14 protein-coding genes and 2 tRNA genes are annotated in these 12,107 nt (G+C 61.1%); 14 read left to right on the forward strand and 2 right to left on the reverse strand.

The window, feature by feature from the left end:
• Positions 1–85: 85 nt before the first annotated feature.
• The 6 genes from GGR20_RS17555 to GGR20_RS17580 all read left to right on the forward strand — a co-directional run bounded on the left by GGR20_RS17555 (position 86) and on the right by GGR20_RS17580 (position 4,803).
• Positions 86–1,699, forward strand: coding sequence for an EAL domain-containing protein (locus GGR20_RS17555; protein WP_183312659.1), 1,614 nt, complete (start codon positions 86–88; stop codon positions 1,697–1,699).
• A 76-nt stretch (positions 1,700–1,775) separates the two neighbouring features.
• The gene (locus tag GGR20_RS17560) at positions 1,776–2,165 is read left to right on the forward strand and encodes a PRC-barrel domain-containing protein (protein ID WP_183312660.1); all 390 of its coding nucleotides are present in this window, start codon (positions 1,776–1,778) and stop codon (positions 2,163–2,165) included.
• A gap of 164 nt (positions 2,166–2,329) precedes the next feature.
• The gene (locus GGR20_RS17565) at positions 2,330–2,635 is read left to right on the forward strand and encodes a BufA1 family periplasmic bufferin-type metallophore (RefSeq protein ID WP_183312661.1); all 306 of its coding nucleotides are present in this window, start codon (positions 2,330–2,332) and stop codon (positions 2,633–2,635) included.
• A 56-nt stretch (positions 2,636–2,691) separates the two neighbouring features.
• The gene (bufB, locus tag GGR20_RS17570; RefSeq protein WP_183312662.1) at positions 2,692–3,549 is read left to right on the forward strand and encodes an MNIO family bufferin maturase; all 858 of its coding nucleotides are present in this window, start codon (positions 2,692–2,694) and stop codon (positions 3,547–3,549) included.
• On the forward strand, positions 3,546–4,310 hold the full coding sequence (locus GGR20_RS17575; RefSeq protein ID WP_183312663.1) for an HvfC/BufC family peptide modification chaperone: 765 nt from the start codon (positions 3,546–3,548) through the stop codon (positions 4,308–4,310). Before bufB ends, GGR20_RS17575 begins: the two co-directional genes overlap by 4 nt.
• Entirely contained in the window at positions 4,303–4,803 is a 501-nt protein-coding gene (locus GGR20_RS17580; protein ID WP_183312664.1) for a DoxX family protein, read from the forward strand. The genes GGR20_RS17575 and GGR20_RS17580 overlap by 8 nt, the downstream gene beginning before the upstream one ends.
• Here the strand turns inward: GGR20_RS17580 and GGR20_RS17585 are convergent.
• A complete protein-coding gene (locus GGR20_RS17585; RefSeq protein ID WP_183312665.1) occupies positions 4,775–5,695 on the reverse strand; it encodes an SMP-30/gluconolactonase/LRE family protein in 921 nt (306 codons plus the stop codon). The genes GGR20_RS17580 and GGR20_RS17585 overlap by 29 nt on opposite strands.
• A gap of 95 nt (positions 5,696–5,790) precedes the next feature.
• Positions 5,791–5,865, reverse strand: a tRNA-Thr gene (locus GGR20_RS17590).
• A 408-nt stretch (positions 5,866–6,273) separates the two neighbouring features.
• Between GGR20_RS17590 and murA the strand changes: the two genes are divergently transcribed.
• The 8 genes from murA (at position 6,274) to GGR20_RS17630 (ending at position 12,022) form a co-directional block, all read left to right on the forward strand.
• A complete protein-coding gene (murA, locus tag GGR20_RS17595) occupies positions 6,274–7,566 on the forward strand; it encodes a UDP-N-acetylglucosamine 1-carboxyvinyltransferase (RefSeq protein ID WP_183312666.1) in 1,293 nt (430 codons plus the stop codon).
• A 393-nt stretch (positions 7,567–7,959) separates the two neighbouring features.
• Positions 7,960–8,391 carry a DUF2948 family protein gene (locus GGR20_RS17600; RefSeq protein WP_183312667.1) on the forward strand — a complete coding sequence of 144 codons (432 nt, stop codon included), beginning with the start codon at positions 7,960–7,962 and terminating at the stop codon, positions 8,389–8,391.
• A 10-nt stretch (positions 8,392–8,401) separates the two neighbouring features.
• The gene (hisD, locus tag GGR20_RS17605) at positions 8,402–9,694 is read left to right on the forward strand and encodes a histidinol dehydrogenase (RefSeq protein WP_183312668.1); all 1,293 of its coding nucleotides are present in this window, start codon (positions 8,402–8,404) and stop codon (positions 9,692–9,694) included.
• 8 nt (positions 9,695–9,702) lie between these two features.
• On the forward strand, positions 9,703–10,662 hold the full coding sequence (locus tag GGR20_RS19155; protein ID WP_183312669.1) for a UPF0262 family protein: 960 nt from the start codon (positions 9,703–9,705) through the stop codon (positions 10,660–10,662).
• Between the two features lie 75 nt (positions 10,663–10,737).
• Entirely contained in the window at positions 10,738–10,956 is a 219-nt protein-coding gene (gene infA / locus GGR20_RS17615) for a translation initiation factor IF-1 (protein WP_046103343.1), read from the forward strand.
• A 15-nt stretch (positions 10,957–10,971) separates the two neighbouring features.
• Positions 10,972–11,610 carry a Maf-like protein gene (locus GGR20_RS17620; RefSeq protein WP_183312670.1) on the forward strand — a complete coding sequence of 213 codons (639 nt, stop codon included), beginning with the start codon at positions 10,972–10,974 and terminating at the stop codon, positions 11,608–11,610.
• On the forward strand, positions 11,610–11,786 hold the full coding sequence (yacG, locus tag GGR20_RS17625) for a DNA gyrase inhibitor YacG (protein ID WP_183312671.1): 177 nt from the start codon (positions 11,610–11,612) through the stop codon (positions 11,784–11,786). The genes GGR20_RS17620 and yacG overlap by 1 nt, the downstream gene beginning before the upstream one ends.
• A 160-nt stretch (positions 11,787–11,946) precedes the next feature.
• A tRNA-Phe gene (locus GGR20_RS17630) sits at positions 11,947–12,022 on the forward strand.
• Positions 12,023–12,107: the final 85 nt, after the last annotated feature.

A 12,107-nucleotide genomic window follows, 5' to 3' on the forward strand; every position in this document is an offset into this window, starting at 1 on the left:
CCGGCCATCGCATGTATCGGAACACTTGGTTTAACCCCATCTTGAAGAGTTTCCGGCAAATTGGCGCGATGCAGGAGACCTTTAGGTGAATCGGTTCATCGGCATCCTGATTGCCGGAACACACGAGCGGGGCCGAAAAATCGGCCTTTGGGTCGTGGCCTTTGTCGCGCTGCTGTTCGGCGCCACCTGGATAGTTGCCGAGCAAGTATCCCTCGATATGCGGGTAGAAACACAGCGCAGCCTGGCCGGCTTCGAGCAGCTGCGGGCCAATGTCCTGTCCACTTTCGAGGAGATGGATCGCCGCCTGGTTCAACCGGGCTGTTCACCCGCATTTCTTGACGAGTTGCGCCGCATCGCTTTCTTGCCGGACGGCATCAACGAATTGCTCTACGCCCCGAATGGGCGCGTCGAGTGCTCGGTCAACTCCGGACGTCTGGCGTCGCCTGAGGAACTGGGCGCGCCCGACTTTGCCTTCCAGGCCCCGGATGACATGGCATTCTGGGTCGATGTGGATCTCGGCTTTCTCGGCCTCGATGGCATTACCGGAACACTGGCGCAACGTGGCGCGCTGGCCATGATCGTGCCGTCTCAGCCACTGCCGGCCACCCGACCGCGCTGGATGGAACAGGAACTGATCTTCCGCTTCAGCGACGATGTCTGGCTGCACCGCCAGGGTGAGGCTGGACTCTATACCCAGGCTCGCGACGCCACCGGGCCCGCCCTGGCTTCAGTGTTCAGGGGTGTATTTTATGAGATGTCCTGCGATAGCGGCGGCATTCACTGTATCGCTAGCCGCAGCTATCTGAACCAGCTTTTCGCCCTCGGCGGGGCCACCGTTGCCGTCATCCTGCTCCTCGCTGGCGTGCTGGCTGCGTGGGTGGCGCAGCAATTGAATCGCATCATCGAGCGCTACTGGTCGTTCGAGGCGCGATTCCTGCGTCGGCTCGACCAAGGTTCCGTGGTCTGTGCCTATCAGCCTTTGCTCAATTTGAAGGAGGACCAAGTCACGGGATGCGAAGTCCTGGCGCGGTGGCGCGATATTGACGGCAGCATTGTGCCGCCGGACCGTTTCCTGCCTATCATCGAAAAACATGGCCTGACCGAGCGCTTTACATCCATGGTGGTCGCGTATGCCTATGCAGACCTGACTGCCTACATGCCCAACGGTGCGCGTCTGCAGGTCAATTTCAATATTTTCCCGCAGGACCTCGATGCGAGCAAGTTGGTGCCGATCTTCGCGCCCTTCCTAACAAAAGACTCTCCATTCGATGTTGTTGTCGAGATTGTCGAAACCGCCGAAATCAGTCCGGAGACAGCGCAGGTCGAAATTGAACGGCTGCGCGCTGCGGGCCTGAAGGTCTATATCGACGACTTCGGAGCAGGCTATTCCTCCATGCACAATCTGGCGGCGTTATCGATCGATGGGGTCAAACTTGATCGGTCCTTCGCTATGGCTCCGGATCAATCTGTTATGGCCACAATGCTGGATCACGCCATCGACCTTGCCCAGGCTTCGGGCCGCTCGCTCGTGGTCGAAGGGGTGGAGACCATGGATCGTCTCAACGCCCTCAGGGCCACCGGCATGGTCGATTTCGCTCAGGGTTATGTGATTTCCAGACCGTTGTTGATAGAGCCCTTCATCGCCCATCTGGCCGATCACGGCCCGCGGCCCTTCACGCGACCGCGCCTCGTCGCCTGATCACATTTCCCGTTCTGACGAAACTTGCACCAGGCCGCTGCGTTCTGCCTCCCACACCCCAATCAAGGAGGATGAAATGGCCTATGATGACAACCGTCTCGACACTGCAGACGTCAAGGAAACGCACGACCTGATCGCTTCGGACAAGGTTGAGGGCACCAAGGTTTACGACCCGAATGGCGAGCATATTGGCTCCATTGAACGCATTCTGGTCGAAAAGCGCGGCGGCAAGGTTTCTTACGCCGTCCTCAGTTTTGGCGGCTTTATGGGCATTGGCCACGACCATTATCCGCTGCCCTGGTCCAAGCTGGATTACGATGAGACCCTCGGCGGCTATCGTGTCGACATCACCAAGGAGCAGCTTGAAGGCGCGCCGCGCTATGAGGGCGAAGACGACAATTTCTGGACAGCCGAGAACGGGCGCCGCGTCCACGACTATTACGGCGTGACCCCCTACTGGATCTGATCCGGACACCGCTTTTTCTATGACCTAATTATTGCAAGCCGGCGCCGGCTACCCTGGCGTCGGTTTTCTTGCATTCACGAACGCGTGATCCTGTAACTCCTTTGGTTGGGCGGCGAATGTCTCGGTGTTGGAACATCAAAAGTTCCCCACCAGAGGAGAAACCCATGAACCGCCTGTCTACCTTTGCCCTTGCCGCCTCCCTGTCCGCCGCCCTGGGTGGCACGGCGATCGCCCAGGATGCCGGTGGCGATGCCATGGCTGCCACCGAAAAGTGCTACGGCGTAGCTCTTGCCGGCGCCAATGACTGCGCCGCCGGTCCTGGCACCACCTGCGCTGGCACCTCCACCATCGACTACCAGGGCAATGCCTGGAAAGTCGTGCCGGCCGGCACCTGCGAAACCATGGAAGTCGAGGGAGACCGCATGGGCTCGCTCGAGCCGCTCGATCGCGATCTTCCCACGGCAAGCTGATTGGCACCAATCACGGGAGGCTTAAGAGCCTCCCGCCTTTCCCGAGGGAGGCAACCATGCCGTTCGACACCCTGCCAGCGCGCTCCGGCCTGGGCCTGAAGGCGCAGCACTATGCCCAGATCATCGCCGAAAAGCCCGAACTTGGATTTTTCGAGGTGCATGCAGAGAACTATATGGGGGAGGGTGGTCCGCCGCACCGCTACCTCGCGGCCATCTGCGAACACTATCCACTTTCCCTGCACGGCGTTGGCCTGTCCATTGGCGGCGAACAACCGCTGGATCGCGACCACCTTTTTCGCCTCCGCGCCTTGGTGGAGCGCTATCGACCCGCGTCGTTTTCCGAGCACCTGGCTTGGTCCAGCCATGACGAGGGCTATCTCAACGACCTGTTGCCCGTGCCCTATACGCCCAAGACGCTGGATCGGGTTGTGGCCCATATCGATGAGGTGCAGCAGATCCTTGGCCGCCGCATGCTGCTCGAAAACCCCTCGACCTATGTTCTGTTCGAAGAAAGCACCATCGACGAAGTCGCCTTCCTCGCCGCCATCGCCGAGCGCACCGGCTGCGGACTGCTGCTTGACGTCAACAATGTCATGGTCTCTGCGGTCAATCACCGGCTCGACCCGATCGCCTATATCGACCGCTTTCCAGTGCATCATGTCGGTGAAATTCACCTCGCCGGCTACGATGAAACCACCGACGACGCCGGCGAACGCCTGCTGATCGATGCTCATGGCAGCCGGGTGCGTCCCGACGTCTTCGAACTCTATCGCTACACTATTGCCCACACCGGTGCCCTGCCGACCCTGATTGAATGGGACAACAACGTTCCCGCCTTCGATGTATTGATGGATGAGGTCCGCCTGGTGGACGAGGTGCTTGATGGCACGCTGAACCGGAGGTTGGCATCGTGACCTCTCAGCACCAGTTCATCCGGGCCCTGACCGATCCCGCCCAGCCTGTGCCGGTGGGGCTGGTCTCCCCTCGCGGCACCGCCGACACCAAGCGCTTCGCGGTCTATCGCAACAATGTGCATGTCAGTCTGGTTGGTGCCATTGCGGCTCGCTTCCCGGTGACCCGCCAACTGGTCGGGGAAGAGTTTTTCACCGGCATGGCGCGGCTCTATGTCGGACAGAACAAGCCCAGGGGGCCGGTCTTGCTACACTATGGCGACAGCTTTCCCGATTTCATAGGGCAGTTTCCACCCGCTGCGGGGCTGCCTTACCTCCCCGATCTGGCCCGGCTCGAAGCGGCCTGGACCGAAACATATAACGCGGCCGACGCCGCTGTCCTTATGGCTGCCGATCTGAACACAATTGCCGGTGACGCATTAGCCAAGCTCGATCTGGCGCTTGCTCCGTCGACGCGCCTGGTGCGCTCCAGCTTTCCTGTTGGTTCGCTCTGGTCCGCCCATCAGACCACGCCGGTCACCATTCCCGCCTTGTCCGGCAGTGAATGCGTCCTGCTCACACGCCCGCAGGCGGAGGTTCGCCTGACCATCATTCCGCCCGCCGCCTTCACGTTTTTGAAGGCCATCGAACAGGGTCGGAATTTGGGGCGGGCTGCCGAAGCTGTATTGGCTGATTTCCCTGATTTTGATCCTGGTGCGGCTCTGGTCGGCCTAGCCGGACTGGGTGTTTTTGCTGCCCTGGACAAGGAGCACGTCGATGTTTGATCGCGCCATTGCCGTCTGGAACGGGCTCGATAAGGGTCTTAGCGCATTCCCTGCGGCCATCCCGCTCCTGGCCCTGCGCATTGCCCTGGCCATCCCGTTCTGGCGTTCGGGCCTGACGAAATGGGATGGGTTCCTCAATCTGTCGAGCGGCGCCCGCTATCTGTTCGAGCAGGAGTTCAAGCTGCACATTTTTGGGCAAGCCTTTGCATACCCGGCGCCGCTGGCCATGGCGTTCCTCGCTGGTCTGGGCGAGATTATTCTGCCCATCCTGCTGGTTCTGGGCCTGGGAACACGCTTTGCCGCTCTCGGCATCCTGGGCATGACCATCATCATCCAGCTCACCGTGCCCGATGGCCTGGTCAATTTTCACCTGCCCTGGTTCGCCATGGCCCTGGCCCTGCTCGTCTATGGGGGTGGTACGCTCTCGGCCGACCGTCTGCTGGGCGGCATACTTGGCCAGCGGCTCAAGGGGTCTGCGCACCCCGCGCGGTGACGTAGAGCGCATAAAGCGATGTGGTGGCGGTGATGAAAAGCCGGTTCCGCTTCGGGCCGCCAAAGGTCAGGTTCGAAACGGTCTGCGGAATAAGAATCTTGCCGCAAAGCTTGCCGGTGTCGTCAAAGACATGCACGCCATCTGCAGCCGAACACCACACCCAGCCCTCGGTATCCACCCGAAAACCGTCGGGGATGCCATTGTCGATAACTGCGAAGGGTCCGAGGTCCCGTGCAGCCAATCCGCCGTTTTCCACAGCGAAAGCGCGGATGTGCCGCGGCACAGCGGGATCGTGGCTGGCGCCGGAATCGGCGACATAAAGCACGCTCTCATCGGGCGAAAACGCCAGCCCATTGGGCTGCGCGAAATCGCCAACCATCAGCCTGATCTCGCCTGTTTTCCCATCGATCCGATAGACCCCATGCACAGGCTGTTCGGGCTCGGACTGATAGCCCTCATAGTCGGACAAGATGCCGTAGGTAGGGTCGGTGAACCAGATCGAGCCATCCAATTTCACCACCACGTCATTGGGGGAGTTCAGCCTCCTGCCCTCAAACCTTTCGGCCAGCACGGTGATCGTGCCGTCGATCTCCGTACGCGTCACCCGCCGCGGTCCGTGCTCACAGGAAATCAGCCGGCCTTCGAGGTCGCGGGTATGGCCATTGGCGAAATTCGATGGTTTGGCATAGACGCTGACCGAATTGTCGCTCGGCAGATATCGCAGCACTTGCTGATTGGGAATGTCGGAAAAATAGAGCGCATCATGGTCCGAGAACCACACCGGCCCCTCAGTCCAGCGGCACCCTGTGTGCAGCTCTTCCAATCCTGCACTGCCCACGATCTTGTGCGCGAATCGCGGGTCGATAATGTCGTATAGCGCGTGCTCGGTCATGCTCCCCTCCCTGGTGCCAGCCAGCCATAGCCTTCGCAGCCAAGGTCGGCAAGGCAACGGCGCAGCGCCGGAGCAGATCAAATTGAACGGGAAACTGGTGCTGCCGGACAGGATTGAACTGTCGGCCTCTCCCTTACCAAGGGAGTGCTCTACCACTGAGCTACGGCAGCAAATTCGCGGGGCCGGTGTTCCGGCGCGGCGACGGGGGCTCCTTTGCCATAGGGACTGTCTCGACGCAAGACCAAAAACAGCCTATCAACCGATGCGATGGAATCGAGGTGCCGAAGGGCCATGGGCAAATCGGAACAAACTGCACTGCGCGAGCAAAGATTGGCCGCAAAGCTGCGGGAAAACCTCAAGCGTCGGAAGGAACAGGCAAAGGCGCGCGCTTCAAGCGATGCGAATGAGCAGGTTTCAACGACACCCGGAACGGACACGCACAAGAAACCGTAAACCATTTTCGGGCGATTCTGATCGCAACATTTTCGAGAACGGCTGGTCTGGCTCACGTGGCAACGAAGACCCTGCCTTGCCTCCAACAGGTAGCAGGCCTATCGGGCCATTTCTGAGGACTTTTTATGGATCGTATTCGTTTGGTTGGCGGCAATGAATTGCGGGGTGAAATCTCCATTTCAGGTGCCAAGAACGCCGCCTTGCCACTAATGATCGCGTCCCTGCTGACGGACGAGCCGCTGGTGCTGCACAATGTGCCGCGCCTGGCCGACGTCAAGCAGCTCGAACGCATTCTGGAAAATCATGGCGTCGACATTGCCGTGCATGGTCGTCGCCGCGGCGAAGAGGAAGGCGTGGGCCAGCGCATGACCTTCCACGCTGCCGACATTGTCGACACCACCGCGCCCTATGACTTGGTCTCCAAGATGCGCGCCAGTTTCTGGGTCATCGGCCCATTGCTGGCCCGTTGCCACGAGGCGCGCGTCTCCCTGCCCGGTGGCTGCGCCATCGGCACGCGTCCGGTCGATCTGTTCCTTTTTGGCCTCAAGCAATTGGGCGCCGAGATCGACATCGATGAAGGCTATGTCGTCGCGAGCGCGCCCAAGGGCGGGCTGGTCGGCGCCACGGTGAGCTTCCCCAAGGTTTCGGTGGGAGCCACCCACACCATCCTGATGGCCGCTGCCCTGGCACGGGGCACGACGATCATCGAAAATGCCGCACAGGAACCCGAAATCACCAACGTGGCCGAGTGTCTCGTGGCCATGGGCGCAAAAATCTCTGGTATCGGCACGCGCACCCTGACTGTTGAAGGCGTCGAAAAGCTGCACGGCGCCACCGTTGAGGTCATCCCCGATCGCATTGAAACCGGCACCTTCGCCATGGCTGCGGCCATGACCGGGGGCGATGTGCTGCTCAAGGGCGCGCGGCCCGAGCATCTGCAGGCCGCACTCGACATCCTCGCCCAGACTGGCACCGAGCTGTCCAGTGAGGCCAGTGGCATTCGCGTACGGCGCAATGGCAATGGCATCCAGCCCGTCGATGTGGACACCGACCCGTTCCCTGGCTTCCCAACCGATTTGCAGGCCCAGTTCATGGCGCTGATGACCATGAGTTCGGGCGTCAGCGAAATCCGTGAGACGATTTTCGAAAACCGCTACATGCACGTGGCCGAACTCGCCCGCTTCGGCGCTGACATTGCAGTCAACGGCCAGGTCGCAACGATCACGGGCCGCCCGCAATTGAAAGGAGCCCAGGTCATGGCGACCGATCTGCGCGCCTCGGTGTCGCTGGTTATCGCTGGCCTCGCCGCCAAGGGCGAAACCGTGGTCAACCGCATCTACCACCTCGACCGCGGCTTTGAGCGCTTGGAAGACAAGCTTTCCCGCTGCGGCGCCAAGATCGAGCGGCTTGCTGGCTAGCACGCGTGCCTTTGGCAAAATCGCCCCGGTGGGGCGATTTTAGCGTGCTAGGCCCGTAGAGCTATGCTCGCAGGGCGTGTCAGTGCCTTTGGCAAAATCGCCCCGGTGGGGCGATTTTAGCGTGCTAGGCCCGTAGAGCTATGCTCGCAGGGCGGGTCGGTGCCTTTGGCAAGATCGCACCGGTGGGGCGATTTTAGCGCGCAGCGCCATGAAAGCTATGCTCGAGTGGCGGCGCCAGCGCGTACCTATAACTGAATCTGGGCTTGCGGCTGACCATTGCGGGTCCGCCCCGAACTTCTCCGCGCTCTTCGCATTGCCCCGATCCGCACAAACTTGTAGATCGGAGGTGTCGTGACCAGATAGGGTCATCGCCATCCCAACAGGGCCTTGCACATGACCGATCTCAAGCTGATTGCGCTTGATACCGAAGACCTCGAAGTTGTCTCCGCCCACGCACAGGACGCTGTCGTCCGCGTCGCCGACATGGGCTATGCCCGGAAAAACCAGCGCTTTGCGCTGCTGATGAACCGCTTTGCCTGGGAAAGCGACACGCCGCGCGGGAAGGGAGTTCGCAAGCGCGCCGCGCTCGATTTCCGTGGCGTGACCCATGCCGCCTATGCCGGATTCGATCCTGCCGCGCCCGAGGGCGTTCTCGAATTGCTCACCATCGGCTTTGAGACCACTGATGCCCCATCCGGCATCGTCGAGTTGCGATTTGCTGGCGGCGGCACGGTGCGTTTGACGGTCGATTGTCTCGAAGCCCGGCTGACCGACCTTGGCGCTGCCTGGGCCGCTTCGGGCAAGCCTGCCCACGTCCTCGACTAGAAAGTCCTTCATGCCCCTTCGTCTCGACAGCGCCCAGTCCGATTTCGAACCGCGCTTCTCCGATCTGCTCGGCGCCAAGCGCGAATCCAGCAAGGATGTGAACGATACCGTCGCCTCCATCATCAGCGACGTGCGGGCGCGTGGTGACGCTGCCGTGGCAGAGCTGACCAATAGGTTCGATCGGGCCGATGTCACCCCATCGACCCTGGCCTTTTCTGCGGATGAAATTGCTGAGGCAGCGGCGCAGGTCCCAGACCATGTTCGCGCCGCCCTGCAGACCGCCCATGATCGCATCAAGGCGCATCACCAAAAGCAGAAGCCCGAGGACCATATCTATACCGATACGCTCGGCGTCACCCTCGGGTCGCGCTGGACCGCCGTGGATGCCGTGGGCATCTATGTGCCGGGTGGTCTGGCCTCCTATCCCTCATCGGTACTTATGAACGCCGTTCCGGCCCACGTCGCCGGTGTCTCGCGCATTGCCATGGTGGTGCCGACCCCCAATGGCGAGATCAATCCGGCCATTCTCGCCGCCGCCCAGATCGCCGGCATCACCGAGATCTACCGCATTGGGGGCGCCCAGGCCGTTGCAGCGCTTGCTTATGGCACTAAGGGCATCGCCCGCGTCGACAAGATCACCGGGCCCGGCAATGCCTATGTTGCCGCCGCCAAGCGCCAGGTCTTTGGTCAGGTCGGCATCGACATGATCGCCGGCCCCTCCGAAGTGCTGGTCATCGCCGATAGTTCCGCCAATCCCGCCTGGGTGGCGGCCGATCTGATTGCACAGGCCGAGCACGGGGCAGGGGCCCAGTCTATCCTCGTTACCACCGATACAACACTCGCCGATTCTGTGGCGGCCGAAGTCGATCGCCAGCTTGCCCTGCTCCCCAAGCAGACCATCGCTCGCGAGGGCTGGGAGGAATTCGGCGCCATCATCACAGTCTCTTCCCTCGAGGAAGCGGCAGAATTGGCGAACCGCATCGCCTCCGAGCATGTGGAGATCGCGACCGACGATCCACAGGCGCTGGTGCCGAAGATCCGACACGCTGGTGCTCTCTTTCTCGGTCACCACACGCCCGAAGCCATTGGCGATTATGTCGGCGGCTCCAACCACGTCCTGCCCACCGCCCGCTCGGCCCGCTTTGCCTCGGGTCTGGGGGTGCTTGACTTCATGAAGCGCACCTCGCTTCTGGGCTGCACGCCCTCATCGCTGGCGGCCCTGGCTGAACCCGCCGTCACCATTGCCGGGGTCGAAGACCTTGATGGCCATGGCCGGTCCATCTCCATAAGGCTCAATCGGTGAGCATTTCCATGGGCACAGAGCAGAGGGCGACCAGCAAGGACAGGCTGGTTACCGTCACGCTCGACCCCAATACCATCACCTCGATCAATCCTGACGAGGTGCATGAATGGCGCATCGCCATTTATGATCTGCTTGAGGAAAACAGCTTCAAGCCGGCCCGCGTCAGCGCCGAAGGGCCTTATGCGCTCCACATGTCGATCATCGGCAACTACATCCTGCTCGATGTGCGCCATCCCGAGACTTTCCAGCCCATCGCGGCGCACTATCTCTCGCTCACTCCGTTCCGCCGGCTCATTCGCGACTATTTCCGCATCCGCGACGCGTATTACGAGGCCATCCGCTCGGCCCAGCCCTTCCAGATCGAAACCGTCGACATGGCCCGGCGCGGCATGCACAACGAGGCGGCCGAACTGCTGCGCACCCGTCTTACCAACAAGATCATCGTTGACCTCAACACCGCCCGGCGCTTGTTCACGCTGATCTGCGCGGTGCAGCCCTATGCCTCCCGCATCGACGAGGCGACCAGTGAACTGCCCACCGTGCTTTTTGTCTGTTCGATGAATTCGGTGCGCTCCCCCATCGCCGCGGCATTGGCGCGCCAGGCCTTTCCGGGGCGACTTATTGCCCGCTCGGTCGGCGTCAATGGCGGCAAGGCCGATCAGTTCGTCCACGAGGTCATGGAAGAGATCGGCATTGATATGAGCGTGCACACGCCCCATATCCTGGACGAACTGGTCGCCAACCACTTCGATCTCGTCATCACCCTCTCCGACGATGCCCCCGACGCGGTGCAAAAGAAGGGGCTGGAAGCTGGCGATATAGAACATTGGCAGGTCGATGACCCCTCGCTGGTCGAAGGCAATCGCGGCGTGGTTCTGAGCGCCTATCGGGAGTTGCGCGATGGTTTGCGCAAGCGCGTTAAAGCTCGTTTGGGGCCATTGATCGCAAGTGGTTCACAAAACCTTTGAATTGAAGTAGGTTCCGCCCGATTTTGCGGCCTCGGCCAGCCAACAATGGCGCACGGGGCCTTCTCAGGAGAAAGTATGGCCAAGGAAGAAGTGCTCGAATTTCCGGGCGTGGTCACCGAATTGCTTCCCAACGCGACCTTTCGCGTGAAGCTCGAAAACGATCACGAAATTATCGCCCACACTGCCGGGCGCATGCGCAAGAATCGCATCCGCGTTCTCGCCGGCGACAAGGTGCTGTGCGAAATGACCCCCTACGACCTCACCAAGGGTCGCATTACCTATCGCTTTAAATAAAAGGCTTCCCGCGCCATGGCCGGCCGTCCCGACCTGATTCTGGCTTCGGCCTCACCGCGCCGGCTGGCACTGCTCAACCAAATCGGTATTGAGCCCGAACATCTGGTGCCGGCCCATGTCGATGAGACCCCCGAAAAAGGCGAGCTGCCGCGCAAGCTGGCTCAGCGCTTAGCCGATCTCAAGGCTCTGACGGCCCAGCACAAGGCGTCCATCGCGGGTTTCGGCAGCAACACCATGGTGCTGGCAGCCGACACGGTAGTCGCTGTGGGGCGACGCATCCTGCCCAAGGCCGAGACCATGGAAGAGGCATCCGAATGCCTCCGCCTGCTCTCGGGGCGTGCCCATCGTGTCTATACCGGGGTCACGCTGATCACCCCGTCGGGTGCTCGTCGCCACCGCCTGGTCGAAACCCGCATCCGCTTCAAGCGCCTGTCGTCGAAGGAAATGGAAGCCTACCTCGCCAGTGCCGAATGGCGCGACAAAGCCGGTGGCTATGCCATCCAGGGCATTGCCGGTGCCTTCGTGGTCAAGCTGGTTGGATCCTATTCGGCCGTGGTCGGCCTGCCTTTGCACGAAACCACCCAGCTTCTGGCGGGCGAAGGCTATCCGGTGCATTTCAACTGGCTCAACCAGTCGAGCTTGTCGGGCGTCTAATGGCACAGGCTCCCCAAAAGAAATGCCCCATCTGCGGCAAACCGATGGTGGAAGAGTTCAAACCCTTCTGCTCCAAACGCTGCGCCGATATCGACCTCAATCGCTGGCTCACTGGCAATTACGTCATTCCCGCCAGGGACGACGAGCTCATTGATGAGGGTGAGGATGAATTCTAGCCTCCCCCTCCCTTTGGAGGAGAGGTCGGTGCGAAGCGCCGGGTGAGGGGGGCGGCGGTAGTTCAAATCCCGTTATCCACATCGCGTTTTCACGCTTGCGCGGCAAAATCGCTTCCCCTATAAGGCCCGTGGCTCGCGGCTCCCGCCGCACTGGCCCGATGCCCAGATAGCTCAGTTGGTAGAGCAGCGGATTGAAAATCCGCGTGTCGCTGGTTCGATTCCGGCTCTGGGCACCACAAACACTTATCCCAGACGCTTAAGCAACTGATTTGCCTACGAAACCTGTCACGTGCAGCTTTTGGGGTAGACCAAATTGCAGAC

The sequence above is a fragment of the Devosia subaequoris genome (genome assembly GCF_014197055.1).
Taxonomy (GTDB): domain Bacteria; phylum Pseudomonadota; class Alphaproteobacteria; order Rhizobiales; family Devosiaceae; genus Devosia; species Devosia subaequoris.